Raw genomic sequence first — 26,696 nt, forward strand, 5'->3', positions numbered from 1 at the left:
AGGAAGCAGAGCCACGCGATGCGGTGGTGCCGTGCGTTGGGGCGTGGCCGGCGCCGTAAGCCAGGACCGGACTCCTGATAGGGTGGCCCTGGCTTGTGCTCACTTCTTCTTGAAGTAGCCACTCATTCCTTGCGTGACGTGCCTGGCGGCCTGTTCGGGGGTCATGTCACCCGCAAAAGCTTTCTGCAGGGCCTGTTGCAGCAGGGTCGAACCGGTCGGGTCGTTGTAACGGAAGTTGACCAGCATGATGTACGGTGAGGCGCTCTTGTTGTACTGCATCACCTGCCGCACCATCGGGTCGCTCGGCACGACCCCTTGCATGGGTGAGACGTTCGCGAGCAGGTCGGTGAATTTCTGACCGAACTGGCGGCTGGCGGTGTACTCCAGGAACTTCAGCGCCGCTTTTTTGTTGGGGCTTTTGGCGTTGACGGCGTACCCTCCGTCACCGAACAGGCTGACCATGCGCGGATCGCCGGACTTCAAGGTGGGGGCGGGCACGAAAGCGAACTTCAGGTTGGGGTTCTGCTTGCGGAAATTGGCTATTTCGAAGCTGCCTCCGGCGAACATTGCGGCGCGCTCGCTGGTGAAGAGCTGCTGGGCGGTGGTGTAATCCACTGCGGTGAATCCTTGTGGCATCAAGGGCTTGAGTTCCTGCAGCTTGCGAATGGCGTTCACGAAGCGGGGATCTTCGAAGTCAGTGCGGGCATTCACGATGTCCTGGTAAAAGTCTTGCCCGTAGATGTTTGGCCCGAAGACACCCATCATGATTTCTCCCTGCCAGGCATCTTTGGTGCCGTTGGCGAATGGAATGTACCCGGCCGCCTTGAGTTTCTCGCCAGCGTTGGTCAGGTCATTCCAGGTTCGGGGAGCTTGCAGCTTCAGTTTGTCGAAGAGGCTTTTGTTGTAGAACAGGCCGAGTGTCTGGGTGGCGAACGGGACTGCGTACAGTTGCTTGTCGGCACGCAGGGTCTGTGCGGCCAGCGATTCAGCAGAGAAATTCTTGAGATCAGGAAATTTATTGGTGATGGGCTCCAGATAACCGGCTTTGGCGAGTTGTTCGAGACCGCCGTAGGCGCGCACCATCATGAGGTCAGGGCCCTTTCCGCCGGCCAGTGCGGTGGAGAGTACGGTGTTGTAGCTGGTGGCTTCGTAGGGAATGAAGTTCACCTTGATGTCGGGGTTCTTGCGTTCGAAGTCCTTGATGAGTTGCTCGTACGCGGCGCGGTCTTCAGTTCGCCATGACCACAAGGAGAGGGTGGTTTGGGCTACGGCGGAGCTGACGAACAGAAACGAGGTGATGAGCAGCAGTTTTTTCATGTAATCCTCCAGGGCTTTATTCGCGTTTGTCGCTGATGGCCTGCGCGGTTTTCAGGAGCGTGCTTCTGGCATGTGGGAGCCGGTCGAGCAGGGTGGTGTGCAGGGCGTTCAGGATGAAGAGTGTGCTGAGTTCTGAAGTCAGCGCTCCGCCTTCAATGGGGGATTCCGCACCGGCTGCGAGCAGAACGTGGCGGGCTCCTTGTGCAGCGCTGCTTTTGGGTTTGCTGGTCACCACGATGGTTGTGGCACCTTGCTGCCTGGCGAACTCCAATGCGCGCAGGGTGTCGATGGTGGCGCCTGAGCGGCTGATGGCGATGGCGGCACTGTTGCTGTTGAGCAGGCTGGCCTGCATCGCGGCGAGATGCATGTCGCTGGTGGCGTTGATTCGCAGTCCGAGCCGCACCAGCTTGTACTGGAACTCCAGAGCGAGCGCGCCGCTCGCGCCAGCGCCGATCACCAGAATCTGATCCGCGCGCATGAGTTCCTCAGCGATCACTCCGAGGTGTGATGGGTCGAGGTAGGCGTAGGTTTGCTCGAGAGACCGGATGGATGAGTGCAGCAGGTGCTGCAGCGGGTGCGGTTGCTCGCCGGAGGGTGCGGTGGGGTTTTGCTGGATGGCTTCCTGGGCAGCATCGAATGCCAGGGCGACTTTGAATTCCTGAAAGCGCTTGAAGCCTTGCTGGCGGACGAAGCGGACGATGCTGGATTCGCTGACGCCGGCTCGTTCGGCCAACTCGGTCAGGGTTTCGCTGGCGGTCAGCGCTGGGTCGGCGAGAATCATCTCGGCTGTTTTTTGAGCGGAGGAATTGAGACTGTGCAGGCGATGGCGGAGCAGGGCGAGAATGCCGGGGAAGGCAACCGCACGTTCTGAGGACGGTTGATCAACGATCGTCATGACAGGTTTTTTCCTTCTCTATGGTTGTACCTGACAGGTATTCTCCTGTCAACAGCGATGGTCAAGGCGTTCCCACCGGGCTTTGGAAACCCCTTGACCGGCAGTAAGGTTACAGCCCAATCGTGGCCACCCATAAAAGGGCTCACGGTATGAGGAGTCGGCTTCCATACAGTGTTGATGAAAGGAACAAAGTAGGGATCGTGCTGACGTGGAGTTCTCGCTTGCCGATGCCGAGAACGAACATGCTGGTCCTCCCTTGGGGTAGGTTGAGGGTGTCAGATTCGTTGTTCTCGGGTCTCTTCTTGTGGTGCAGGCTGCGAGAACATGCCCAAGTCGGCCAGATCCAGGATGCGGTCTTGGTAGACCGGAAAAAAGCGCTGGCCTCTCTTGGGCAGAACGGACGCCGTGCAGTGAGCCTCGTCAGGTACGACCTTGGAGCTTCTTGCCGCTTCCTGGCGTTAAGACACGGGCGGGCGGCAGGCTCTCCTGAGCCTTGTCGTGAAATTTTTTTCCGCTCCATCGCACTGCTCAGCTCAAGTTGTGGGGTACTGAGGCTTCATACACTCGCGACGGCATGTCCGGAGTGCTGCTCCTTAACGGAAAGGATCGCTCTGAAAGGCGGTACCGTGCAAAACTGGACTTCAGCAGGGCATCGAACCGGGCGTTGCGCTCCACCGGAACTTTCTGAGGATCAGCTGCCAAGGCAGCACTTGGCCGTCAACACGGGGACTGATGAAAGGCGCGACCGTTTGTGGTTCCATCAAACAGCGCGATCCAATTTGTACCCTGGAGGCCGTATGACACGTAAAGCGGTCCTGAAATGGGGATTGAGTGCGCTGATCCTGGTTGGGCTGGTGTTTACGGCGGTCCGGTACCTGAATGGGGAGGCGCTCACGCAGGCGTTCGCGACTTTTGATTTCGTGTACGCTCCGTGGATCGTCGCGTTGGGTCTCGTTTACCCGGTCGTGAAGGGCTTGAGGCTCGCGACGCTGCTGAAACCCGTCAGTGATGTCGCCCCCCAGGCGGTGCTGCTCGCCCATCTGGCTGGGACGGCGGTGGCCTTGCTGCCTGGGGGATTTGCCGCGCGCGCAGGCTTGCTCAGCGTGGCGGGTGTGCCTTTGTCGTCCGCGACACCACCCGTCTTACTCGCCAGCGTGTTCGATCAAGCGCTGCTGCTGCTCGGGGTGATGATCGCGACCCTCTGGTACGAACAGGCGCGTTTGCCTGCCTTGCTGATCGGAGCTGGAGTTCTGGTGTCAGCGGCATTGCTGGCGATTCCGGTCTTGCGCCGCCAACTTGTGCGTCAAGCGCAGAAGTTGGCGGCGCACTTCAAGATACGTGACGAGTGGCGGGCGTCCGTCACTCACTCCCGGTCGTTGCTGAATGCGCCAGTGCTTGTCACGGCCACAGCGTTGACCGTGCTGTCCTTCGCGATCAAGGTGCTGGCGCTGCACCTGTGCTTGTTGGGTGTCGGCTGGAGTTTACCGCTCGGGCCGCTGGTGCTGGCCTTCGTACTTCCCACGTTGCTTGCGCGCCTGTCGCCGGTTCCAGGGGGGTTTGGTGTCGCGGAAGCCAGCGCCGTGGGATTTCTGGTGGTCAACAGTGCCCTTCCGCCCGAAGAGGCACTTGCAGCTTCCACGCTGTTCCGCTTGGCGACCGTGTTGCTCCCGGCCTTGCTCGGCACGCTGGTGTACTTCACCCTCTGGCGTGCACGCGTCAGTACTTCTGGCGAGAAAGAGTCGCAGACGGGGAGACGAGGGTGACACGTGAACTTTGGCTGAGGTTGCGCTGCGTGCCCAGGGGCCGGGATGAATTTCGTGCGGTACCCGGTGCTGAGGGAGGCAGGTGTGGGTTCACTGCAGGTCCTTTGCAGTGATGTGCGCTGCACCTTTCAGTTGTAGTGCGGGGTGATGGTCTGGCCGGGCGCTCGGCAGCCCTTGCTTCGTGCGTTGAGTGGCGGCACTCAGGTCGGCTGCCTGAGCGCGGGCCAGGGCGTGATCAGGCAGGTTCGGTCGCGTTTTCGTCGAGTACCTTGATCCAGTGGTGGAGAGCGTGATGAAGTCCGGCGCGTTGCTCGTGGAGTTCGTTCATGTGTGCCTGGGTGATGTCTTGAAGGCGTTGCTGCCCGGTCGCGGTGAGGTGCAGCAGCACGCGCCGTCGGCTGTGAGAATCGCGGATGCGTTCGATCAGCCCGGCCTGCTGTGCGCGTTGGGTCAGGCCGACGGCCCCGTGATGAGCGATGTTGAGGGCCTGTGCCACCTCGCCGACCGTGACGGTGCCGTTGGTTTGGGCGCCGAGGACGACGAGCAGAGAGTAATGTTGTGGTGTCAGTCCGAAGCGACGCACGATGCGCTCACTGGCGTGGGCGTAGGCGGCGAGGCAGCTGCGGAAGGCGGCCATGGCAGGGTAGGTTTGATGGGAGTGAGGGGTGCGCGTGTTCACGGGATTCTCCGAAGCTGTGGCGAAACTGTTGCCCTGCTGAGGCGGACTTCAGAATTACATCACACTGCGATATATTCAAGTATAGCGGCGCTCGGCAGAGTGCGCTACCCATCAGACCCACCCTCACAGGCTGTCAGCAGCGCAACCCACCACCCTGAAGTGCCATTCCTTGCTTCCTCACCTGCAGGAACCACGGAGCTGAACCAATAATACGGTATTGCATTCATGAACTTTCAGGGTAGTAGCCCAAGTAGGCCGTTGCGGATGAAATGACCTGTGGCTGTGCATCGAGTTCCACGCAGCGAGTGCACAGCCGCTGTTCGAGGGCGTCGAGATCAGTGAAGGTCTGGTGGTGCGTCGCCTCACGCACCAAGGTCCACAAGCGTTCAGCTGGGTTGAGTTCGGGCGAGTAGGGTGGCAAGACGGCCAACACGATGTTGTCGGGCACCTTGAGTTTCCTGGTCGAATGCCAGCCTGCACCGTCAAGCACGAGCAGGGCGATGACCTTCTCGGGTAGTGAAGCCGCATAGGCGCGCAAGAAGACGCTCATGACGCACGTGTCAACCTTCGGCAATACGAACCAGAACACCCGACCCAGCGCAGGCTCGACGACTGCGTACAGGTACGTCCACTGGTACTTGACGGTACTGGGCGCCGTCGGTCGCTGACCTTTCTTGGCCCACAGACGGCGAGACGTGGGCTTGAGACCGAACCGCGCCTCGTCCTGAAAGCACAACCGCACGTCCTTGTCCGGATGTTCGGCTTGGAGCTTGGCACTCAGTGCGAGGATTTTTTTTGGAACGCCGCTTGCTCTTCCTTGCTGGCCGCCTGGGGATGCGCGGGACGCGACGTTTGCTGGCTGTAACCGAGCTTTTGCAAGTATCGCCAGCCGGTCGCTTGGTCAGGACGATGGCCCGTCTTCGCTGCAATCCAAGCCGCGACCTTTGCGCCCGTCCACAGTCCCCCGCCTGGCGGTGCCTCGGTGTCGAGCGCTTGCCCGAGTTCCAAGACGCCGCTGACGTCCAAGACCGCTTTCTTGCCGCCGCGTGCTTCGCCTGCACGCTTGTGGGTGGGTACGGCGTTGGGTCCGCCTTCGTTGTAGGCACGCACCAGGTCGTTGACCCAAGTATGCGAACGGTCGACGACTTGCGCGACGTGGCGATTGGCCTTGTCTTGCGAGATCAACCACAAGGCGTGCCAGCGTGTCTTGTCGGCAGGGTGAGCACAGCACCGATAGCACTTGCGCAATTCATCCGAGGTCAAGTGCGGCTTCAAACGAACTTCGGGGGGCACGCCTCAGCATGCTCCTCGGAAGATCCTCAACGCAAGACCGTATAAGGCATGACTGGACTTGTACTCAGCGGAGGCGGAGCACGCTGCTTCGCCCAACTCGGAGCGCTCCGCGCGCTCGAGGAACGTGGGATCCACCCCAGCGCCATCGCGGCCTGTTCAAGTGCCGCCATCATCGGCGCCCTGATCGCCGCAGGCTACGACGCACGCACACTGTACCGTCTGGCCCGCCGCACGGACTTTGGAGACATGACCGCCGTTCAGTTCGGAAGTGGCCTGCTCAGCAGCGATCAGATCGGCACATGGCTGGCGCGGCGCGTTCCCGAACAGTTCGAGCAACTGCGCATACCCCTGGCCCTGGTCGCCGTGGACATTCAGGAGGGCACCCTGCACACTTACCGCTCCGGTGCGCTCATTCCCGCCGCCCTGGCCAGCAACGCTTTTCCAGGCGTCTTTGAGCCTGTCAAGCATGACAACCGTACCCTGATGGACGGAGGCATCCTGAACGTCGTTCCCCTGGACGTCATCCGGGAGCTGAGCAGCGACCCCGTCATCGTCGTGGACGTCGCGTCCACCCCCGCTCGCAAAGTCAACCTGGACCGCAAGACAGGCCTGCTGGCCATGATCACCAGAACTGCCCACAAGGAAATGCCGCTGCCCATCGAACTGATGTACAAAGCTTACGTCATCACCCGGGGCGCGATCGTCGAAGACCTGTACCGGCAGTTCCCACCTGACCTCACGATTCGCCCCCCTCTGGATCAACACGGGATTCATGACGCAGATTTCGGGTCCCTCGATGAGGCCGTGGACTTGGGTTATAACGAAGCGAACAGCGTCCTCGACGCGCACTCCGAGCAACTCGGGAAGTTCCGCTCACCATCCCTACGTTGATCGGTAAGAGCGCTCCTGGCTGCAGATAGAGCACCTCGGCGCCGACACTCCGACAGCGAAGCAGCGCGCGACGCAGCGCCGGCCATGAAAAACCCTGCTGGGCCTCGCTAGAATTCGGGCAGTGAACCGAACCGCCCGGAACACCTCGAGCGCCGCGAAGCGGCACCTGAACCTGCGGACGTTCATCCTGTTGCGTCAGGTATCCCCGTGGCTGCTTCTGCTGCTCATCGGTTCACTGCGTGGTCAATGCAGCCCAAGGAGCGGGTGGAGGCAGGGCGACATACGCTTCTGTGCGGCGCCCTCCACGGCCATCCGTCGCCTCCCCTTTAGGTTTCCCCGCTGAAAATGGAGATCTGGAGCGAAGCGAAGATCGGAAACGTAAACAGGAGATACTTGGATTAGCTGGACAAGGCGCGAAGGTGATGAAGTCACGCGCACTATTCCAGTTTGATACGAATGGTCTGCACGCCATCCTCAATGCGGACATCGAAAACCTGTGCCTCCCGGGAGGGTTTGCTCTGAGCACTCCATTTGCCACTGCGTTCCAGCCAAGCGTGGTGTACGTCGCCGGATCAGTCATTTCGGCCTCACTGCGCAGGGCTTCCAGCAGATTGTCGCGGGTAATGAGCAGGCGCCTCAGCGCGGCCGAGGCGCCCGAAGAGCAGCGCGAGGTCCCGCTCGTATCCTCGTGTGGTCGGCGTCCGTGGTGTGGCGGAAGATGTTGGGAGTGAACTGCTCCATAAAAGTGGCTCCCGTATGACGGCGGGAGCCTGCACAGGAGGTGAAGCGAGGACAAGCCTCGCCGACCTTCTGCAGTAAACCGTCTCCGGTGGAGGCTGCGCTGAAGTGAAATTCAACTCCTCCATACCTACGTCCCATTTTTCATATCGTACTGCGATAACTCGTGGTGCTTGCATCAGGCCGTTTGCGCTTTCCAGACGGTTCTGGCGGTCTGCAACCCGGTTGGACTTGGCCGTGCCGACCGAAGCAGGGTGAAGAGCGCTCCCACCGAGTCCCAGTCCATACAGGCATGCCGCGTCATGCTGGGTGAGGTGGGCCTGGGCACGGTTCCGTACCAGTGGTGAAGCTGTATCGAACCTCAAGGGCTCTTCAGTAAAATATCGCATTGCGATGTTTTATTGGTGGCACTGTGAAGGCAAGTTCGGGGACGACCAGCGCCCGCCCGGCAGCACGCATGGTCGCAAGAAACACCCCACGCGCCTTGCTGCCCGCACAACCTAACCCGAGACACTTGTTCCTCGCGTGTGCAGCCGACATCCGAAGTCTGCGAGCACCGCTTCTCAGGAGGTTCACCATGACATCAAGGCCTGCCCTCATCACTGTCCTGCTCACTGCCACCCTGCTCGGCCAGACCGCCGCGCAACAACAATCAGTCCTCTCAGGACGCACCAATGGCGTGGCGTGGACCCTCTACGGCCCAGGACCCCTTCCCAACCTCAGCGCACAGTCCAGTCAACTGCGCCTCTCTGCCCCACCGCAAGCTACGGTTCTCGGTGCCAAATACCAGCAAGACGCCCAAAACGCCCTGCTGGTTTACCGACAGAACGCGCCCCTGCGGACAACCTTCGACTTTCACGACCAGCAACTTCGCGCACAAGGCTTCACACGCAGCAACATGAACCTTACCGGCAACGACGCCCGCGCCAGCTACACCCGCAATGGTAGCTCACTCCAACTCACCCTCACGCACAGCGACACCACCCACAACGTCTACCGCGCGCAACTCGAACTGAGCGAACTCACCTCCCTCAACGCCACCAATACCAGTCGCGACGCGAGTGCCGCCCCGGGCAACGCTCTCCTGAGTGACGAGGGGAACACCGACCGCCTCGGCTACCTGGTCTTCGGTCCCGTAGCGCTCGACAACCTGCAACGCGACGAGAAGGTCATCCGACTCTCGGTTCCTCAGGGCGCCACGCTGGTAGACGCACAGAAAGAAGACGAAGACATCCGGCTGTCCTTCCGCTCCACGCAGACCCTCGCGCAGATCACCGAATTCTACTCTCGGCAGTTTCAGGCCCAGGGATTTGAACGGATGCCCTCAACTGCGGCGAACGAGCCACAAAAGACGGGCGCAACGTTTAGCCGCACCAACACCCGAAACCGCATCGAATGGACAGCCGAACGCGAAGAAAACGGCACCTACCAGCTGCTCTTCAACTTCGAAGGAGCTCGGGACGGCAACACAGTCAGCGGTCAGGAACGCGGAGTGCCGTTCGCCAACACCACGCCCAGCCAGAATACCGAAGCAGCCCCGCTGTACAGCCACGAGATGAATGGCCTCCGCTACGATCTGTACGGTCCGGATTTCCGCATGGATACCCTGACGCGCGACGAGCAGCGAGTGCGCCTCGCCGTGCCACCCAGCGCCACGAACATCGACCGCCCGGCACTGATCGACAACGACGTCACCTTGGAATTCGCTTCGCCACAGCCGTTGCGCGAAGTCTTTGATCATTACGACCGGCAGTTCAGACAGCAAGGATTCTCGCAGGTCAGCGGGCAACTCACGGAAAGTGCCACCGAGATCATCGCGCGTTACGCGCGTGGTGACCGCACTGTTCGCTTCACGGTGGAACGTGAAACCGGCACGCCGGCAAGGTACGTCGTCACCCTCGACTTCACACCTTGAACGCCAGAAGGTACAGACAGCCTCGCACCGCAAGCCCGTGAAGCGAAGGAACGCCTGACAGGAAGGTACACGCATGCACAGTTCCCGAAGCGGTATTCCCCAAAGGCAGACGGCGCGGCACCCAGAGCAGCCCAGCGCTCCCCCTGCGGGACTGAAGACACTCAGTGGCTGCAACGTCAAGGACGCGGCACCATTGCTCGGCTGGCTGTTCCGGCGGGTGTACGACCGGCATGGCTGCATCATCGGAGGCGTCACCGAAGTCCTTATTGACGCGTCCCTCGACGCCCGGTGGCTGGAAGTCAGTGAACAGCTGGCCGTCAACCTCGGTCAACGCCGCTTTCTGATTCCCGTGGAGTGGGTCGCGGACCAGCACGAGGATCAGGTGTTCCTGCACGTCGGTCATCACGACCTCACCGCGCGGCAGACCCCAGAGGATGCGGCATTCGTGCACTCACCGAACAACAGCCTGAGCGGCTCATGACGGTTCCCTGTATTGAAGTCGTCCTCAGGCCCCTCGGTACGCACGCTTCCCCTGCTCGCTCCCGACGGTCCAAAAAGGTGCACCGACTGTTCCTCTGAGCTTGCCGTGACCTTCATCCATCCGCTTGCCGTCCCCGCCCCTGGAGAAACGCATGACCCGACTTGTCCGCACGACCTGCACGCTCCTGGTGCTCGCAGCGCTTAATGGCGGCGCGCAGGAGCACAACGTCAACCAAAGTGCCAACGGTCCTGCTACGGTTCTGGCAGGAACCACGCACGACCTGCACTGGAGGCTGTACCGACCCGGCGCACGTGCGCCGGAACGAAGCGAACACTCGGTCTCTCTGACGGCACCGCCCGGGGCACGTGTACTGGGCGCCGAGTACGAGCAGATCGAGGAAGAAGCGATCCTGGCTTTCCGGTCGAACCTGCCGCTCAGTGCGGTGTACGCACGCCTTGACGAACAGTTGCGCGAGCAGGGCTTCGCGAGCAGCGAGCAGATCACCCGGAGCGGCGCGCTTCGCGGAACGTACGAACGTGGCGACGAAAACGTCGAGTTACACGTCATCCGCAGCCACACGGAGACTTACCACGTCATCCTGGACTTGAGTGGTGCGAGCGCGACCGAAGCCGGTGTGCCGTACCGACCGAATTCCGGCACGATCGTTCCAGAGCGTCCGTACGGTCCACCGCTGCTCGTGACGTACAACAGCGGCCTGCGCTGGCAATTCTACCGGGCGGGCGCACTGGGACCGGTGCAGCCCCGCGAGGACCTCGTTCGGCTGGCGCTTCCACGGGCGGTGAACGCCGTCCGGGAGCCGTACCTGCAAGAAGAGGCGGACAGGGTTCGTCTGCCGTTCGATACCGACCTGCCCGTCCGTCAGGTGTTCGATCATCTCGCCGGGCAACTGACCGCTCAGGGATTTGAGCTCGCGTCGCCGTCGCCCAGCGCCGAGGGAAACGGCGTGAGTGCGCGCTACACCCGCGACCTGGTGTTCGTCGAACTGCGTGTGCAGCCGCAAACAACCTCAGCCGGGGGGCGATTCGTCGCCACCCTGGACTACCGTCCTTCCACCCGATAGTGCGTCTCGACTGCAGGAGCACCCGAGCTCACCAAAGGATGAACATGCCAAACACGAAGCCCACCAAACGTCTGCCATCCCACGCTGCGCTCGTGGCGTTCAGCGTGAGCGTACTGCTCTCGCTTCCATCCGCGCAGACACCGTACCAGCCGGTGTTGGCTGGCACCACCGGCGAGCTGCGCTGGGCCTTGTTCGACACCGATGACACGCTGCAGAAGGTCAAGGCGTCCGTGCAGCGTGACCTGGTGCTGGTGGCCAATCCGGTGGGGAACGTCATTGGCGTGCGGTATGAAGACGCCGAGTTGATCTGGGTGTCACGTATTCCCGCGCAGCGGTACGATCAGCGAATTCCAGCCGAAGGCATCTCGAGTTTCTGGCTGTTTCACAGCTACGAAGCCGATTTTCTGCGGCAGGGGTACCGGGTGGTAGACGCCAGCCGTTCGGTCGGTCCTGGCTTTGCGCGGGCCAGGTACCAGAAAGGCGATATGAGCATTGAATTTCTGTTGCACCAGGAAGCGCAGAACCTCTGGCGTTTTCGCTTGAATCTGCTGGACGCCATGCGCTGAATCACACGGGCGTGGCGCCCGCTGCTCGTCGAACGTTGATGCGCAGTCAGTCGTGCAGGAAGGTCACCGGATCGCTTTGTGCGTAGACGGACAAAAGCCGCTTCCGAGCAGATCGACCTCACCGTTTAACCAGTGGCACGCCATACTTCACCCCACTCACGGCAGAATCCAGATGATCCAACCCGGCTTTTGTCTGTCCGTTCACTCGCCCGTCAGGAACTCCTGAGCAGCCTGACAGGGCCGCCATCACGCTCACCGGAGGATTCCATGAAAACGCTCCCGATGATGCTGACCTGCACCCTGCTCCTGACCGCCTGCGCACCCGCCATGAGCAACGCGTCCACCACACCAGCCCAACCCACCCGCGCCTTCAACCTCACCCGCCAGGCGAGCGCACCCGAAACCCTCAAACCGAACGGTTCGATCTCCGTTGCCAACAGCCAAGGCACCACCAGCACCTCTGTGATCCTCTTCGGCCTGAAACCCAATACCTACTACGTCGGTCACTACCACGTGATGGGACTTGACTCGAAAGAGCCGTGCACGTCCAACGGAGCTCCCATCCTGTCATCAGCCGTCGTCGGACGCAGCGACGGAAATGGCGACCTCATGATGAACGGCAGCGTCTCGACCGGATCGATCTCCAACGCCGCGTACTTCAATATCCACACCGCCGCCGAGGCGAGCGGCGCACCCGCAGACGCCGGCGTCGCCTGCGTCCCTGTCACCGTCGTTAACTCCCGCTAACCCCCGGCTGCCACTTCCCGGCCCAGCGCAGGCGTGACGGGAGCGGCAGCAGGGCACGACGCCGGACGCGCGACACACCATGAAAGGAGACACCCGTGAACCAGCTGACGAAAGCAATCGCACTCGCCGCCACGCTGCTGAGCACCGCGCAAGCCCAGACCACGCCACCCGCGGGCACCCCTCAAATCCCCGTCGCTCCCGTCACCCAGTTTCCGGCCATCGTGTTGCTGCCCGTACCTGCCGGATCCACCATCCTCAGCGTCGGCCGCCTCAACGAAGACACCCTGTTCACCCTGCGCACCTCTGCCAGCCTCACGCTGCTGATGGACTTCTACGCCCAGCAACTCTCGCAGCAGGGATACCAGCGACGGGCGGCTGCCAATGACACCAACAAAGCCACCGCCTCGTACGCACGGGGAAACGCGGTCCTCACCTGGACGGCACAACGTGAGGGTCCCGACACCTACCAGATCCTTTTCGACTTCGATCGAACGAGCGTGCAATGCCAGACGATCGGGGAGATCCTCGCAGCGAATCCACAATTCAGCACCCTGCGCAGCGCCCTTGAGCGTGCCGACCTGCTGGTCGTCGTGAATGGCCCTGCCCTCTATACCCTCTTCGCGCCTACGAACGCCGCCTTTCAGCGTCTGAACACCAACGACTGGCAGGCGCTGCAAAACGACAAGGTGGCGCTCACCCGCCTGCTCAGTTACCACGTCGTGAAAGGCGTACACGATAAGCAAAACGTCATGCGTGACTCAGTGCAGAACACCCTCGCTGGAAGGCCACTCACCTTGTACCCGCGAGGCGAGCAACTGCGCGTGAACGAAGCACTCCTCGAACGCGAAATTCGCGCCTGTAACGGCGTCGTTCATCAGATCGACAACGTCTTGCAACCTGGAAACGCCACCTCGACAGCGCCAGGTACGACGGCCGCTGCCTCCACGTCAACCCCCGCGGCGTCCACTGCGGTAGGAACCGTCACGCCACGCGAGGGCAGCATCGCCTGGACTGTCCAGCGTGACGCCCGACTGTCGACTCTCGCACGACTCCTCACCCTCACCAACCTCGACGTGAGCCTCAACGATGACGGTCAGTACACGCTGCTCGCACCCACCGACAACGCGTTCGCCCAGATTCCCGCGGCGCAGCTCGAAGCGCTCACGCGTGACCGAGCGGCCCTCACCCAACTGTTGCGCTACCACCTTCTCCCCAACCGCCATGCGGCCGACACGCTCGGCCGGCTTCGTCAGGAACGCACGCTGCAGGGCGCCGCGATTTCAGCCACACCGGCCGGCAACACCGTACGCTTCAACAATGCCACCGTGGTCGCTGCGGACATCAACGCGAACAACGGCGTGATTCACCTCATCGACGCGGTCCTGCTGCCCCCTGGCTTCGTGCTGCCCGCCGTGCGGTAAGGGGAGCGCCCGGAGGACCGCATTTCTTCGTACGCTGCATCGCAGGCTCAAAGACCGGAGGAAACATGAATGACCGTGACCATCCAGGCGCTCCTCACGAAGCTCGCCTCGTCCCGATCCACAGCATGTACGGCAAGGGACCACGCCATGGCGCGAGGAGCGACGAGAGCATCCAAGAAGACGTCAACGAGGCCCTGACGGACGATCCCACAGTGGACGCGCGGGACATCGAAGTCGAAGTGCAGGCACGAGAAGTCACCCTGCACGGCCGGGTGGACGACCGCCAACAGAAACGCCGCGCTGAAGACGTCGCGCTGCACGTCCGTGGCGTGCATGACGTGCACAACCGCCTGCGTGTGAACGGTTCCTCAGCAGCACATGGCGCACAGGCGGACGGCAGGACAGGTGGTCCTCCCCTGCTGGTCAAGCTGATGGACTCCGGCATGACCATCGCAGATCCTCAGCAGGACATTCGTGGACGAACCGTGCTGGACGAGCACGGCAACAACCTGGGGCACGTCGAGCACCTCTTGATCGACACTCAGGAACGCAGAGTGCGGCTGCTGGATGTCCGCGCGGGTGGATTCCTGGGATTGGGAGAAAAACGCTTCCTGATTCCGGTGGAAGCGGTCGTCAGCATCGAGGGAGACCGGGTGCAGCTGAATCAGTCACGCGAGCGGGTCGTGCAGTCCCCCGAGTACACTCCGCAACTGGCCGAGCAGCCCCAGCATGTGGGTTATTACGAGCCCTACTACGGCTACTACGGATACACCCCGTACTGGGGACCGGCAGTCGGCATGGGACCCTTCCCATACCGCTAAATGACCCTGACTTGATTCACTCAACGCAGATTTTTTCATTTCGTCAGTGCGGATCGGCGTGATCGAAAAACGGGAAAGCATGAAGCCGATCAACCTGAAAAATCTCTGGGAACTGGGCCCACACGGCCGGCTCGTCAGTACGGGCGCCATTCGTATTACAATTGTCCTCCAACCAGCGGCCAGGAACGACTGAGTCACCCTTTTGAACGAGGCTGTACTGCGCGTCAACTTCAGCTCAGAGGTTTACCCTTATGCTCCTTATGCTACCCACGATTCTTGCACCTGACACCCCAAGCTCGCTTGTGGTCGGCAGGCTCACAACCCCGAGTTTTCCAGGAGGGCACCGAAATGATTTCCGACAAGCGACCACTTCTGTACCTGCTCTCCTTCTCACTGGTGCTGACAGGCTGCCGTGACGAAAGGACCGCCAACTCCACTCCTTCAGCGCAGGAAACGCCGGGCGCCACCGCCACCGATCTGCTCGCCTACGAACAGAATACCGTCGAGGTGGCCGAGGAACAGCAGGATGGCGTGGTGTTCGTCACGCGGCTGAATCAGCCTCAAGGCACCTTGTACGATCCCAACAGCAATCCGACGGGCAGCGAAGCGCAACCTAGCGGCAGCGGCTCAGGGTTTTTTATCGACGGTGAAGGCTACGCGCTCACCAATTACCATGTCATCGAAGGGGCAGATCAAGTCAGCGTGCGCCTGCACGGCAGCAATCGCGAATTCCCGGCGCGGGTGGTCGGTACAGCGCCCGATTATGACCTGGCGCTCCTCAAGACCGAAGTGCCAGACGACCTGTACGATCCGATGGAACTTGGTGACAGCGACCAGGTGAAGGTGGGGCAGAAAGCCATCGCACTCGGTGCGCCGTTCGGCCTGGAGTTCACGGTGACGCAAGGCATTATTTCCGCGAAGAACCGGGTGATACCCACAGGCATGCAAGGCATTCCCCAAAACAGTATCCAGACTGACACCGCCATCAACCCCGGCAACTCCGGCGGGCCGCTCGTCACCAGCAATGGACGCGTGATCGGCGTGAACACTCAAATTCTCTCGCCTGGAACTGCCCAAAGTGGCGTCGGACAAAATGCCGGGGTGGGTTTTGCGATTCCCATCAACGTCGCCAAAGCGCTGCTGACACGCCTGAAAGCCGGAGAGGAAATCAGTGTGCCTCGCATTGGGGTCGGCGGAATTCCCATTCAGGCGCTGGACGCCGCGACTCGCCAGCAACTCGGCCTGCCGGACTCGGGCGTCCTCGTTCAGGAAGTCGCTCCGGGTGGACCGGCCGCGGACGCCGGTTTGCAAGTCGGGAATCAAAGGACTCAGGTAGGAGACACCACGCTGACGCTCGGGGGTGACATCATCACCGAAGTCGACGACCGTCCGGTCACGACACTGACGGACGTGCAGAGCGTACTGGTCACCAAACAACCCGGTGAAAGCGTCACCCTGACCGTACTGCGAGACGGCGAACCAGTGGAACTGCAACTCGCCCTCACGGCACCGGAAGGCACGCGATGAACCACGGTACGTGCGTTTCAGGGAAGCGGTCCGCGAAAAGCCAGGAGACTCCAGCCCGATGAGCACCCAGCACACGGGTGTCACCCACACGCATCCGGAAACCCCCCGAATCGCGTTGGTCTTCGATTTCGACGACACGCTCGCTCCGGACACCTGGGATGGTTTGCTCAACGACCTGGGCATCAACCCGGATGAGTTTGATCAATCCGAAGTCGATCCGCTCGTCAAGGACGGCTGGAGCAAAATTCCCGCTCGGTTTTACGCCCTGATTCAGGCGTCTTACCGCCGGGAAGAAAAAATCACTCGCGAGCGCCTGCAGGCGTACGGAAAGCGCCTCGAGCCGTACCCGGGCGTCGAGGACATGTTCGAGCGCATCCGTGCGCGGGCCGCGCACACCACCCCGAACGTTGAAGTGTTGTTCTATGTGGTGAGTTCCGGTTTTGGTGACATCATCCGGGCGACCCGAATTGCCGGACGGTTCGACGGCATCTGGGGTTGCGATTTTCATTTCGCAGCGGATGGAGAAATTGAATTTCCGAAAGTCATCGTCGAGCACACCGAAAAACCCCGTTATCTACACCTGGTGGAAAAGGGGGTGGAGAAACACCTCAAGCGCCCCGCGTACGAAGTCTTCCGGCACCTGCCCGAAGACGAACTGCACGTGCCACTGCACCAGATGATCTACGTCGGTGACGGCAGCAGTGACGTCGCGTGCTTCACCTTGCTCAACGCGCATCACGGTGTCGCACTGGGCGTCAACAAACCCGACACGCCCGTGCATTGGGGTGCGGACGGCGTGGAAGCCGAAGAGCGCATCGACGACATCGCCGCGCCCGACTACGCCGAAGGCTCCGAACTTCTGCGCTCCCTGTGCCTGGCGGTGGACAGTATCTGTGCCCGTATTGCCTTATCGGCGCAGCCTGACCGCGATTGACCCGCCGAGTACCTGGATCCAGGAGGTGGAATGACGCAAACCCAGTGGTACAAAGAGGCGATTTTGTATGAAGTGGACGTTGAAACCTTCCAAGACTCCAACGATGATGGGGTTGGAGATGTCGCGGTCGCGGGACTGACGTCACGGTTGGGCACGTTCAGAAGTTTGGGTCTCCCGCGCTTTACGGGAAGAGTCAGGAAGCCAGCAGAAGGTAGCTCGGTGAGATGATCCCGCGGAGGGTAACGGAAAGGGAGTAGCCGGCCTCCGCACACTGCGGGTCTCATGTCCGAACCACTCCCGCTTGAAAGCCTAGCGTGCCCCACCCCTGAGTGTCCTCTGTACGCCCAAAGGGGCCAGGACAACCTCTACATCCGCAAGACCTACGGTAAGGAGGCGACGCGCTACTTGCGCTGTCGGCGCTGCCAACGCGAGTTCTCCGAGACCCGCGGCACGCCCTTCTGGAACAGCAAGATTGACCGCACCGAGTTCATCTCCGCCGCCCAGCACCTCACCGAAGGCACCTCGCTGAGCGCCACCGCCCGCTTGGTGGGCCTGCACCATGACACCGTGGAGCGCATCGCCCTCGTGAGCGGCCAACACGCCCGCCTCCTGCACGACCAGCGCGCCGTGGGCCTCCAGACCACCGCCCTGCAAGCCGATGAGCGCCATGGCGTTGTCGGATCCAAGAAAACGCCCTGCTGGGAGCCGACGGTCGTGGACCCCCGCACCAAACTCGTCGTGGCTCTTGCCCTGGGTCGCCGCGATGAGTCCCTGATCCACCGCTTGCTCCTCGACGCCAAGGAACGCCTCGACGACCCGCACAACCTGGTGTTGCTTACCGATGGCGAGGTCAGCTACCGTACGCTCTTCCCGCTCGTCTTCGGCGTTCCGTACCGCCCGCCGCGCAAACACCTGCACGGCCGTCCGCCCGCCGTTCGTCACCGCATCCCCAGAACGCTCGCCCACATGCAGGTCATCAAGCACCGCAAAGGGAAGCGACTCGTCGGAGTCGAGCCGCGCCTCGCTCATGGCAGTCATCGTCGGGTGGATCGAGAGCTCGATGCCCTGGGCTACAGCGTCGCCAACACGTCGGCGATCGAGCGTCAGAACAGCACGGCCCGTCAGATGACGCCCCATATGCGCCGCAAGGGGCTCTCGTTCGCGCGTCGGGAGCCGACCCGGGTGGCGCTGGCGCAACTCGTGACCCTCACGTACAACTGGACGAGGCTGCACGCGAGCCTCAAGCGGCCCCTGGAGGAACCGCAGGGGCGGCGCAAGTACCAGCGTCGCACACCCGCCATGGCCGCCGGTCTCGCCGAGCGCCCCTGGCTGCTGGCCGAGCTGCTGGGCACCCCGCTCTACCCCTGAACCGCGGGTTCATCTCACTGAACTACCAGCAGAACACGTTTGCGCAGCAAGTCGAATGTGAGCCTGCCCCATTTTGTGGTCCAGTTCGAACCCCTCACCTGAGCCTACCTCAGCCTGCCACCCGACGCGCGAACTCCTGCGGGGTCAGGTTTCCCAGCGAGCTGTGCGGCCGGATCCCGTTGTAGTCCCGCCGCCATACGCTCAAGACCAATCGAGCCTGCGGCAGGCTCGGAAACCAGTGCTGATTGAGACACGTCTTGGCCCCAACAACGCGCCTCAATACGGATCTTCGGTGCGGGGCCGCTCGTCTCGAAAGCGTCCATTGAAACTCTCGACGTAAGCGTTCTGCACCGGTTTCCCAGGGTCAATGAAATGCCGTCCAACCCCCTCCTGATGCGCCCAGGCGTCCAGAGCACGGCTTGTAAACTCTGGCCCGTTGTCGCTCACAATTACCTGCGGCTTCCCTCGTTCCTTCACGGCTTGCCCAAGTAATCTGGCGACGGTGACGGCTGTGATGGACGTGTCTGCGAAGCACACCAGACATTTCCGCGTGAAGTCATCCACCACGTTCAACACCCGGAAGCGCTGTCCGCTGGCGAGCTGGTCTGAGACGAAATCCAGGCGCATCGCTGTTCGCTTTCTCCGGGTCTTTTTCCTCATGGTGAGGTCAAGGGCCTTGTAGACGCGCCAGACCCGCTTGTGATTCACCATCTCGCCTTCGCGGCGTAGCAGGACATGCAATCGCCGATAGCCGAAACGGGGTCGTTCCTCCGCCAGCTTCTGAAGCCGTTCGCTGATCTTCTTGTCGTCTTTGCGAACTTTGTAGCGATGCGAAGAGCGCCCGAAGCCCAGGGTGCGCAGGGCTCGCCGTTCACTGACGCCGTGCTGTGTCTGGAGGTAGCGTGCCGCTTCACGGCGCTGCTCGGCCGCTACCACCGACGGGCCGAGCTACGCTCGGCCTGCGGCTTCTTTCCCACAACGTCTTTCAGCATGGCGTTGTCGAGTGCCAGGTCGGCGACGAGTTTCTTCAGCCGGGCATTTTCATCCTTAAGCTGTTTGAGCCGCTTGGCGTCGTCCGTTTTGGGTTGGTGACCGTAGGTGGCCTTCCAGTACTGAATGGTCTTGCGGCTGATGCCACTGGTTCGGCTGACAACGGCAATGCTCTCGCCGTTCTCGATCCGGCCGAGGATTTCGAGGACTTTCTCTTCACTGTGCCGTGGTTTGGCCATACACTCTTCCTGTTTTACCTAGGGTGTCAGCCCTGGACCTCAAAACGGGGGCAACGTCAGGAACCACTGTGTTCGTGAACGTCCCGAAATTGATTGTGGGCAACATGCCGTGGAGTGAAAGGCCACTCCACGCCAAACGCCGCGATCACCTCGGTCCTCGCGCGGCAGACGTCACGAACGTGTACGGCTCAAAAGACCCGTCCGGCCTGGAGTCACGTCAACGCCACTTCAGGAGGTCCGCGTGCTGTTGTCGCCGAGGGCCATCTTTGTTCAGGACAGTGCGGCGGCAAGCTTCTCTTCGAGAGGAGCCGGACAACAAACCCGATTCGATGTCCGGCCCGCCCCGAGTTGGGATTCTCGACCGTGATTCACCGACGAAACCATCAGCGTCAAACGGCCCAGGGGCACGAACGTATGGTGCCCGGGTCCGGTCATGACGTGATCACCCGTGACTCCAGTTGTCCGGATCGTCCGAGTCACTTGGCGAAAGACCAAGCATGTCTCCTTGAGTCGTGACGCCCAGACCCAGCACCGTTCGATTCGCGTACGCAAAGTAACTGACGACCTGGTTCACCTCCAGAATTTCACCGTCGTCCATGCCGGCCGCTCGCATGTCCGCCAGAGAATCCCGATGCAGCGAAGCGGGCGTCTCGGTGAGCGCCCGAGCGTAACGCAGAATCGCGAGTTCCTTTCCTTCGAACACCTGCTCTGGCGTCTGGTTCTCCAGGGCTTCACGGATGGCGTGCGCGCGGTCGTCATCGCGGAGGAGGCGGGTGAGTCCGGCGTGGTGGTGTTCGACGCAGTACTCGCAGCCATTCAGGAGGCTGACGTACACACCCGTCACTTCCAGCAGCCACTTCGGCAGGCTGTTGCCGTGATGATGGAGTACGTTCTTGTAGAGCGCCATGTGACCTTCCATGGAATGAGGACGCAGGCTGTGGGTGAGCATGATGTTGTCAATCTCGTTCCCAGGACCTTTGATGCGGTCGTACAGGATTTTGAGCTTGCCGGTGGCTTCCTCGTAGGGAATCACGCTGATCCAACTCGCGAACTGTTTCATGGTGAGAATCTAACTCAGCAGTGTGGTATCTCGTAAAATCCGTCGGCCCCATCACTCTCGACTGCGACCCAAGCTTGACAGAGGTACGCCTCGATGAGCATACGTGCTGGCGGCCAGCGGACGGCCAGCGGACAACCGGGTCCCTCCTTTCCCTCTCCGTGCAGGTCGTCACGCGGGTCCTTCGTCTGTTCGTGTTGGAGTAAGCTCTTGGAACCGGACAGTGGAGCAAAACACTTCGCCCTGTCAGCCAGCAAGCTGAGCACAAACGGAAGAGTTCATTATGCCCGGACGGCAGCACGGCCGTAGAGACAAGATCGAAATCGTGGGCACATCGAGCGCGAAGAGAAAACCGTCGCACAGCGCGACGGTGAGCACCAGCCCTCCCCGCGCCCGGTGCTGACTTTGCCCCAGTTCTTCGGAGCAGGTCACCGCTGCTTCAGAAGCACCGATTAAAATCAGCTGCATGAAGGACACGCAGCAGCTTCTGCGTCATCAGCTCGCCAGCCTGGCGTACCGGACCAACAAAGCGCTTCACGGCGCACCTGCTGGCTTTGAAGCGTTTGAGCTGGGTTACGGCGTCCGCACGCCACACGCCCTGCTGCGCCACATGACCGGTCTCCTTTCATACACCATCCGTCTCCTCGAGGAACAACCGGACTCCCCGTTGGATGATCAGCCCTGGGCACAGGAGTGTCAACGCTTCACCTCCGTTCTGGCCACCCTCGATCAGGTCTTGCAGCAACGGACCAACCTGGCGCTGGGGGAAGCGCAGCTGCTGCTGCAAGGACCATTGTCGGACGCCATGGCCCACGCGGGGCAACTCGCGTTGCTGCGCCGCGCGGCGGGCGCACCGATCTCACCCGAGAACTTCACGCGCGCTGACATTCATGTCCGCCACTTGCAGCCGGAAGACTGAACCGCTGGCAGCACGCATCAAGCGAACTTCCCGACCAGCGTCATGTCCGGAACACCAAAATGATCGCCCCGCGCAATAAGTTGGAACTGATCGCTCAGCAGGAGTCCAACAATCGAACGGTACGGCTCGCCTTCGTTTGAAGAAACTCGTGGCGATTCGCCTGCCACCAGGAGAAAAGACGGCAGGCGAATCGCCCTTCTGAAACGCCCAGCGGACCGGTTTTCGGATGCAGACGCGTTCCCTGAGTGTGGCAGTCATAAAAACCGTGCTGGCCAGGCAGCACACGTGGGTCGTGTGCCCAGCAGAAAACCCCACGCTGATGCTGGCCAGGTGCGGGGCATTGGCGTGCGGAAACTTCCGCCCCTGTCCCATTGAAAGGTGGTCCTGCTGGCAGCGCTGGTGGGCTTACTGGTGCGCTGAAGCAGCATGGACTATGGGAGGACGCAAACGTTCACCGTTCATTATTGCAAAACGATCAAGGCGAACTCACGCGCAGTAAACGGGACGGATGAGAGACGCAACCGCTGCAGCGCACCGGAGAAGCCGCAGTGACTGATGCTCCATTCGTTGTATCAGATGCCGTTAAAACCAGGCGCCCCTCGCACACGTAAGACGAGGCGCACGGTTGGCCCGGTTCCACCGGACAACACGCCTTTCGAGTGGGGCGCAGCTTCCTGGAAGGGTCACGTGCCTCCTTGCTGTCTCACTCAGTTCACGTCGAGGCGTTCATGCCATGTCGTCCGTAAGACACATCCGGCCGAGCACGACCCTTAAGGTGAACGTATGACCGAACCCCACCCAGCGGACAAGCAGCGGGACGTGATCGTAATCGGCGCCGGGCAGGCAGGCGGTCCACTTGCCGGAGCGCTCGCCCGAAGCGGTCGACGCGTCACGCTGATCGAAAAATCCCACGTCGGAGGCACCTGCGTGAACGAAGGCTGCACTCCCACCAAGACCCTCATCGCCAGCGCCCGCGTGGCTCACCTGGCACGCCGTGCCAGCGACTACGGCGTAAACGTCGGTACTGTCAGCGTGGACTTCACACGGATTCAGGAACGAAAGGATGACATTGTCGAGAGTTTTCGTTCGGGAAGCACCACCGGCGTGCACAAGGCCGGCGTTGAACTGCTGATGGGACACGCCCGCTTCAGTGGTCCTCATTCCATTCAGGTTGCCCTGAACGATGGCTCCCAGCGCGAGCTCCACGCGCCGTTGGTGTTCATCAACACCGGCACCCGCCCAAGATGGCCGGACGTCACGGGCCTGCGTGAGGCAGGCGCGTTGGACTCCACTGGAATTCTCGGCCTGACTGAATTACCCGAGCACCTGCTGATTCTCGGGGGAGGATACATCGGGCTGGAGTTCGGCCAGGCTTTCGCGCGTTTCGGCAGCCGCGTCACCATCATTGAGCAGGCTGAGCGCCTCGCGATGCGTGAAGATCCTGACGTTGCGCAGGCCCTCACCACAGCACTCCATGAAGACGGCGTGACCTTCCTGTTCAGCCACCGTGTCCGCAGCGCCAGACGCACCGATCGGGGCGTTGAAGTCACCTTGGACGGCCCGCAGGAAAAGCACGTCCTCACAGGTTCGCACCTGCTCGTCGCGACTGGACGGACTCCGAACACGGATGACCTGGGACTCGAAACCGCCGCCATCGAGGTGGACGAGCGAGGGTACGTCAAGGTGGACGAGCATCTACGTACGAGCGCTGACGGCGTGTACGCGCTGGGAGACGTCAAGGGCGGGCCTGCCTTCACCCACATTTCGTACGATGATTACCGCGTCGTGCGTGACGCCCTGCTGCATGACAGACCCCGAACGACCGCCGGGAGGCTGGTTCCGTACACGGTCTTCACTGACCCGCAACTCGCCCGTGTCGGTCTCAGTGAAACCGACGCCCAAGCGCAGCAACGCCGCGTCCGGGTGTACACGCTGCCCATGACGCGCGTTGCGCGCGCCATAGAAACGGCTGAAACCCGTGGCCTGATGAAAGCCGTCGTGGACGATGACACCGACTTGATCCTGGGCGCCACGGTCCTCGGGCCTGAAGGTGGTGAGGTGCTCAGCGTCCTGCAGATGGCCATGCTGGGAAACGTCACCGCCGCGCAGATCCGCGATGGAATCTTCTCCCACCCGACTTTCAGTGAATCGCTGAACAACCTGTTCATGAGCACGCCTGTGACACTGAAGCCCGAACCGACCCTCACCTGAACTCAGCCCTCTTCATACCAGCTTCAAGCGGCAACGCACCCTGCAAAGGAAGGCATGACCATGATCCAAGCTTTGATGCCCAGACAACCCGTACCGGACCTCACGGTGTCCCTCGCTCAGGGAGGCCAGTGGAACCTGCACGCACAGTCACCCGAACAGTTCACGATGCTGGTTTTTTACCGCGGTTTGCATTGCCCCGTGTGCGGCCGGTACCTGCGGGATCTGGACAGCAAACTCAGCGCCTTCGAAGAGCGAGGCGTGAACGTCATCGCACTCAGCAGCGATCCACAGGAGCGCGCCGAACAGGCCACAGAACACTGGAAGCTGACGCAGCTGAAACTCGGGTACGGTCTCAGCCTGCCCGACGCCCGCCGGTGGGGTTTGTACATCTCCAGCGGACGAGGAAAGACTTCCACTGGCATCGAGGAACCCGAAGGCTTCAGCGAACCCGGGGTGTTTCTGGTGCGCCCGGATGGCACGTTGTATTACGCCAGCGTGCAGAGCATGCCGTTCGCCCGTCCCAACTTCGATGACCTGCTCGGCGCAGTGGATTTCGCGGTGCAGAAAAACTACCCGGCCCGCGGCGAAGTCACGCAACTCTGAAGGAAAGGAAGGGCATGACGTCCAGACCCAGACGGACCTTTCAGGAACTTTACGCTGGTTCTCCAGGGTTGATCTTCGAGCCGCTGGGGTGTCACCGCCCAACCCGATGGGGTTCGTGGGGGAGCTGCTGAACCGCGCGAAAAACGAAGACGCCAGGCCGGTCCTGCACGTCGGGTACCCGGCTCCTGACGTGCAGGTTCCCGGCTTGCAGCGGCAGACGCTCGGTGAGGTCTTCCAGATTGACACGGGTGAGCCTTGAGGGCCCTGTGGGTGCTTCGTTGGCTGCTGTGCATTCCCCCGCTCACCGTCGCCTGCGCTGCACCTGCCCTTCCCGCACCGGTCGTGTGGCTGGTGGACGGTGCGTCAGGCGTCTACGGGACCACGCAGAGCGGCGACTTGTTCACCTGGCAGGCCGGTCAGATCCGCCTGCTGCACAAGGCGTTCGCGCTGAGTCCTTTGATCGCCTGCGATGGCGGGGTCGTGGGCGTCAACGGGTACGGTGAGCTGCAACGCTGGACCGCAGGGCAGCTCGTTTCGACGTCGGGTGCGCGGCTTTCAGCACTGTCCCGCCCAGCCTGCGTTCCTGACGGGCTGGTGGCGGTCGCGATGAACGGTGACCTGGTGCGGTACGAAACGCGCGACCGGACTTGGCGTGAAACCGCACGCGTGCAGGCGGACGCTTTGCCTGACGCGCAACTCACCCTGGCGGACCTGACCGGAAATGGAACGCGGCAGATTGTGGCCCTGCGGGGCCCGAACCGTGAGCGTTACCGGCATGGCATTTTGGGTGACACCGTGGAAGCGACCGGCATCGGCGTTTTCGATTCCACACACCTGGCGCTGCGCGCGAAACTGACACTCGGCGCTCCTGACGTATTCGAAGACCTTGAGGCCAGACCACTGCGCACCTCGGATCAGCGTGACGCGCTGGTAGTCGTCCGTTCGAGCGCGCAGGGTGGCTCAGCCCTGGCGGTCATCGAGCAGCGCGAATCCACCTTGCACATGCGTTCGCTGGGACCCGACTTCCAGCAACCCAACCGCTGGCTCGCGCCGATCGTGGGTCTTCACGCGGTCTGGGCGGTACATACGCCCCATCTGGGAGGCGTCCTGCATCACTACCAGGAACGGGGGGGCGTGCTGTCCGCCTTTTCTCGCCTGGAGGGCGTGTCCAATCACGTGATCGGCAGCCGGAACCTGAGCATGGCGGTGGCGCTGAGCGACCACCAGCTCGTGCTGCCCACGCAGGACCGCCAGCGCTTGCTGATCATCCGCTGTGCTTCGCACTGCTCGGTGCGGCAGGAACTGAACCTGGACGCTCCGCTCAGCAGTAACCTCATCGTTTCCGGCGGACAACTGATCGCGGGAGATGAATCCGGCCAAATCCACCGCTGGCCCCTCCCGGCGTTCTGAGGTTTAAGTCCCTCCTACTTGAGTTTTGGTGTTCTCCCAAAACGTGGGGCGAGCGGAGGCGAGCCGGGGAAGCCTGTCTGCCGCTGGATTCTGTAGTTCTGGGTGCTGTTGCCACAACGGAAGAACTGAAGCGGCAGACACTTAAAAGCCAGCGGCTGGACTTCGCCTTTCATTGCCCGTCATTCCACGCCAGGTGCGGGGCATCAAGCCCGACCGTCCTGGGCGCCGGGCTCCAGGGTCGTTTAAGAGGCGCGCTGCGCGGGTGGAGCGTGCCTGACGACCAGGGCGGCGTACGTGACACCAAGCACCACACCGAAGATCAGGTGACCCAGCAGGCTCATCAGGCTCGGCATGCTCAAGGCACTGCCGAACTGCGGACCCATTCCCATCATGACCGGCATCATCAGCAGGGGTCCCAGCACCCACCACGCCAGACCGTACAGCGCGCCGAGCCCGGCACCCTGCCCGTAGGAGTGCACGCGTTTACCCAGCAGCGCCGCGAAGATCACGCCAAACAGGGCGCTGATCAACATGTGCACCATGAAACCCACCACCGCACTCTCACTGCCGACGAGACTGGCGATCATCGGCAGCATGCCCATCATGGCCATCAGCATCCCGAACACCAGCCCACCTGCCAGACCACCCACGACGCCCGCCTTGAGGTTTTCTGTGTTCATGTTGTTCCTCCGAAGTCAGCGTGAACTTCCATGGGAGGTTCGTGTGTCAAGCGCACGACATCAGATGTGGTCGTGAAGGACACCTCAAGCGTGATGTGTCTTGAAAACGACATGCTTGATGGTGGATTTAGGCTGGAATGACGTCATGGC

Annotated in this window: 28 protein-coding genes; 17 read left to right on the top strand and 11 right to left on the bottom strand. The window is 61.7% G+C overall.

Features of this window, described 5'->3' with window-relative positions; all coding sequences use genetic code 11:
• Positions 1-99: 99 nt before the first annotated feature.
• Positions 100-1,317 (bottom strand): extracellular solute-binding protein, encoded by a 1,218-nt coding sequence (locus tag DEIPE_RS20385; protein ID WP_015231446.1) that lies wholly within the window; start codon positions 1,315-1,317, stop codon positions 100-102.
• 16 nt (positions 1,318-1,333) lie between these two features.
• Positions 1,334-2,212 (bottom strand): MurR/RpiR family transcriptional regulator, encoded by an 879-nt coding sequence (locus tag DEIPE_RS20390; RefSeq protein WP_015231447.1) that lies wholly within the window; start codon positions 2,210-2,212, stop codon positions 1,334-1,336.
• A gap of 797 nt (positions 2,213-3,009) precedes the next feature.
• On the opposite strand from DEIPE_RS20390, the gene DEIPE_RS20395 reads away from it, so the two are divergent.
• Positions 3,010-3,975, top strand: coding sequence for a lysylphosphatidylglycerol synthase transmembrane domain-containing protein (locus tag DEIPE_RS20395; RefSeq protein WP_015231448.1), 966 nt, complete (start codon positions 3,010-3,012; stop codon positions 3,973-3,975).
• Between the two features lie 235 nt (positions 3,976-4,210).
• On the opposite strand, the gene DEIPE_RS20400 is transcribed toward DEIPE_RS20395, so the two are convergent.
• The 3 genes from DEIPE_RS20400 to DEIPE_RS20410 form a co-directional block, all read right to left on the bottom strand.
• Positions 4,211-4,654: a MarR family winged helix-turn-helix transcriptional regulator gene (locus DEIPE_RS20400; protein WP_015231449.1), complete on the bottom strand. Its 444-nt coding sequence runs from the start codon at positions 4,652-4,654 to the stop codon at positions 4,211-4,213.
• A 223-nt stretch (positions 4,655-4,877) separates the two neighbouring features.
• Complete coding sequence (locus DEIPE_RS20405; RefSeq protein ID WP_083865706.1) at positions 4,878-5,543, bottom strand: IS630 family transposase; 666 nt, start codon at positions 5,541-5,543, stop codon at positions 4,878-4,880.
• Positions 5,432-5,947 carry a winged helix-turn-helix domain-containing protein gene (locus tag DEIPE_RS20410; protein WP_083865705.1) on the bottom strand — a complete coding sequence of 172 codons (516 nt, stop codon included), beginning with the start codon at positions 5,945-5,947 and terminating at the stop codon, positions 5,432-5,434. Before DEIPE_RS20410 ends, DEIPE_RS20405 begins: the two co-directional genes overlap by 112 nt.
• 48 nt (positions 5,948-5,995) lie before the next feature.
• On the opposite strand from DEIPE_RS20410, the gene DEIPE_RS22755 reads away from it, so the two are divergent.
• The 11 genes from DEIPE_RS22755 (at position 5,996) to DEIPE_RS25175 (ending at position 18,437) form a co-directional block, all read left to right on the top strand.
• Entirely contained in the window at positions 5,996-6,838 is an 843-nt protein-coding gene (locus DEIPE_RS22755) for a patatin-like phospholipase family protein (protein WP_015231450.1), read from the top strand.
• 1,315 nt (positions 6,839-8,153) lie between these two features.
• Positions 8,154-9,491: a hypothetical protein gene (locus tag DEIPE_RS20420; RefSeq protein ID WP_015231451.1), complete on the top strand. Its 1,338-nt coding sequence runs from the start codon at positions 8,154-8,156 to the stop codon at positions 9,489-9,491.
• Positions 9,492-9,564: 73 nt separating this feature from the next.
• Positions 9,565-9,972 (top strand): PRC-barrel domain-containing protein, encoded by a 408-nt coding sequence (locus DEIPE_RS20425; RefSeq protein ID WP_015231452.1) that lies wholly within the window; start codon positions 9,565-9,567, stop codon positions 9,970-9,972.
• Positions 9,973-10,123: 151 nt separating this feature from the next.
• Positions 10,124-11,053, top strand: coding sequence for a hypothetical protein (locus DEIPE_RS20430; protein WP_015231453.1), 930 nt, complete (start codon positions 10,124-10,126; stop codon positions 11,051-11,053).
• 44 nt (positions 11,054-11,097) lie between these two features.
• Positions 11,098-11,619, top strand: a complete 522-nt coding sequence (locus DEIPE_RS20435) for a hypothetical protein (protein WP_015231454.1) — start codon at positions 11,098-11,100, stop codon at positions 11,617-11,619.
• A gap of 267 nt (positions 11,620-11,886) precedes the next feature.
• Positions 11,887-12,366, top strand: coding sequence for a C40 family peptidase (locus DEIPE_RS20440; RefSeq protein ID WP_015231455.1), 480 nt, complete (start codon positions 11,887-11,889; stop codon positions 12,364-12,366).
• A gap of 95 nt (positions 12,367-12,461) precedes the next feature.
• On the top strand, positions 12,462-13,787 hold the full coding sequence (locus DEIPE_RS20445) for a fasciclin domain-containing protein (RefSeq protein ID WP_015231456.1): 1,326 nt from the start codon (positions 12,462-12,464) through the stop codon (positions 13,785-13,787).
• 65 nt (positions 13,788-13,852) lie between these two features.
• The gene (locus tag DEIPE_RS22760; RefSeq protein ID WP_015231457.1) at positions 13,853-14,608 is read left to right on the top strand and encodes a BON domain-containing protein; all 756 of its coding nucleotides are present in this window, start codon (positions 13,853-13,855) and stop codon (positions 14,606-14,608) included.
• A gap of 348 nt (positions 14,609-14,956) precedes the next feature.
• A complete protein-coding gene (locus DEIPE_RS20455; RefSeq protein ID WP_015231458.1) occupies positions 14,957-16,135 on the top strand; it encodes a S1C family serine protease in 1,179 nt (392 codons plus the stop codon).
• A 58-nt stretch (positions 16,136-16,193) separates the two neighbouring features.
• Positions 16,194-17,069 carry an HAD family hydrolase gene (locus DEIPE_RS20460; RefSeq protein WP_015231459.1) on the top strand — a complete coding sequence of 292 codons (876 nt, stop codon included), beginning with the start codon at positions 16,194-16,196 and terminating at the stop codon, positions 17,067-17,069.
• A gap of 282 nt (positions 17,070-17,351) precedes the next feature.
• Positions 17,352-18,437 (top strand): IS1 transposase, encoded by a 1,086-nt coding sequence (locus DEIPE_RS25175; RefSeq protein WP_015231461.1) that lies wholly within the window; start codon positions 17,352-17,354, stop codon positions 18,435-18,437.
• A gap of 109 nt (positions 18,438-18,546) precedes the next feature.
• On the opposite strand, the gene DEIPE_RS25655 is transcribed toward DEIPE_RS25175, so the two are convergent.
• The 5 genes from DEIPE_RS25655 to DEIPE_RS24250 all read right to left on the bottom strand — a co-directional run bounded on the left by DEIPE_RS25655 (position 18,547) and on the right by DEIPE_RS24250 (position 21,200).
• The gene (locus DEIPE_RS25655) at positions 18,547-18,717 is read right to left on the bottom strand and encodes an integrase core domain-containing protein (protein WP_083865920.1); all 171 of its coding nucleotides are present in this window, start codon (positions 18,715-18,717) and stop codon (positions 18,547-18,549) included.
• Entirely contained in the window at positions 18,714-19,373 is a 660-nt protein-coding gene (locus tag DEIPE_RS20480; RefSeq protein ID WP_041231820.1) for a DDE-type integrase/transposase/recombinase, read from the bottom strand. Before DEIPE_RS20480 ends, DEIPE_RS25655 begins: the two co-directional genes overlap by 4 nt.
• Positions 19,367-19,666, bottom strand: coding sequence for a transposase (locus DEIPE_RS24765; RefSeq protein WP_015231462.1), 300 nt, complete (start codon positions 19,664-19,666; stop codon positions 19,367-19,369). The genes DEIPE_RS20480 and DEIPE_RS24765 overlap by 7 nt, the downstream gene beginning before the upstream one ends.
• 442 nt (positions 19,667-20,108) lie before the next feature.
• Complete coding sequence (locus DEIPE_RS20490) at positions 20,109-20,726, bottom strand: carboxymuconolactone decarboxylase family protein (protein ID WP_015231463.1); 618 nt, start codon at positions 20,724-20,726, stop codon at positions 20,109-20,111.
• A 243-nt stretch (positions 20,727-20,969) separates the two neighbouring features.
• Complete coding sequence (locus tag DEIPE_RS24250; protein ID WP_157449114.1) at positions 20,970-21,200, bottom strand: hypothetical protein; 231 nt, start codon at positions 21,198-21,200, stop codon at positions 20,970-20,972.
• Here DEIPE_RS24250 and DEIPE_RS20495 point away from each other — a divergent pair.
• From DEIPE_RS20495 to DEIPE_RS20510, 5 genes are all read left to right on the top strand, one after another.
• A complete protein-coding gene (locus DEIPE_RS20495) occupies positions 21,190-21,642 on the top strand; it encodes a hypothetical protein (protein WP_015231464.1) in 453 nt (150 codons plus the stop codon). The two genes, DEIPE_RS24250 and DEIPE_RS20495, sit on opposite strands and share 11 nt — an antisense overlap.
• Before the next feature lie 783 nt (positions 21,643-22,425).
• On the top strand, positions 22,426-23,853 hold the full coding sequence (locus DEIPE_RS20500) for a mercuric reductase (protein ID WP_015231465.1): 1,428 nt from the start codon (positions 22,426-22,428) through the stop codon (positions 23,851-23,853).
• Between the two features lie 54 nt (positions 23,854-23,907).
• Complete coding sequence (locus tag DEIPE_RS20505) at positions 23,908-24,456, top strand: peroxiredoxin-like family protein (RefSeq protein ID WP_041231821.1); 549 nt, start codon at positions 23,908-23,910, stop codon at positions 24,454-24,456.
• Between the two features lie 88 nt (positions 24,457-24,544).
• Positions 24,545-24,715 carry a nitroreductase family protein gene (locus tag DEIPE_RS24255; protein WP_157449115.1) on the top strand — a complete coding sequence of 57 codons (171 nt, stop codon included), beginning with the start codon at positions 24,545-24,547 and terminating at the stop codon, positions 24,713-24,715.
• Complete coding sequence (locus tag DEIPE_RS20510; protein WP_157449116.1) at positions 24,712-25,866, top strand: hypothetical protein; 1,155 nt, start codon at positions 24,712-24,714, stop codon at positions 25,864-25,866. Before DEIPE_RS24255 ends, DEIPE_RS20510 begins: the two co-directional genes overlap by 4 nt.
• A 242-nt stretch (positions 25,867-26,108) precedes the next feature.
• Here DEIPE_RS20510 and DEIPE_RS20515 read toward each other — a convergent pair whose 3' ends face one another.
• Positions 26,109-26,546: a hypothetical protein gene (locus tag DEIPE_RS20515; RefSeq protein ID WP_015231468.1), complete on the bottom strand. Its 438-nt coding sequence runs from the start codon at positions 26,544-26,546 to the stop codon at positions 26,109-26,111.
• Positions 26,547-26,696 lie beyond the last annotated feature (150 nt).

The organism is Deinococcus peraridilitoris DSM 19664, assembly GCF_000317835.1.
GTDB classification, from domain to species: domain Bacteria; phylum Deinococcota; class Deinococci; order Deinococcales; family Deinococcaceae; genus Deinococcus_A; species Deinococcus_A peraridilitoris.